Consider the following 330-nt stretch of genomic DNA (forward strand, 5'->3'; position numbering starts at 1 on the left):
TGCCTTGTATCAAAGGCAGGTGCAGGCCGTACGTTTCGCCGCCGTAGGGGCGGGCCAGGCGCAGCCACATTGACTCGCGCCCTGCGGGCCAAGTGTCGCGGTCGAAGACGAAATGGCACTTGTAGCGACCTTCCTTATCGATGTGGCCGTACAGGTCATTCGGCTCGGGGCTGGTAATGCGGGCCGGGATGGTGCCGGCGATCACCGGTTTGGCCGGCACGTCGGGACGGAAGCAGACCTGCTCGTCGTAGGGGATGGCTTCGAATTGCACTTCGAAGCTGCGGTCGCGGGCGGCGCTGCTGTGCAGGCGGACGATCACCGCGCCCGGTG

Annotated in this window: 1 pseudogene; it reads right to left on the reverse strand. The window is 65.8% G+C overall.

The window, feature by feature from the left end:
• A pseudogene (locus tag IB255_RS30570) lies at positions 1–330 on the reverse strand (type VI secretion system tip protein VgrG); the annotation flags it as partial.

Origin of the sequence: Pseudomonas sp. PDM22 (assembly GCF_014851965.1) — a bacterium.
In the GTDB taxonomy this organism is placed as follows: domain Bacteria; phylum Pseudomonadota; class Gammaproteobacteria; order Pseudomonadales; family Pseudomonadaceae; genus Pseudomonas.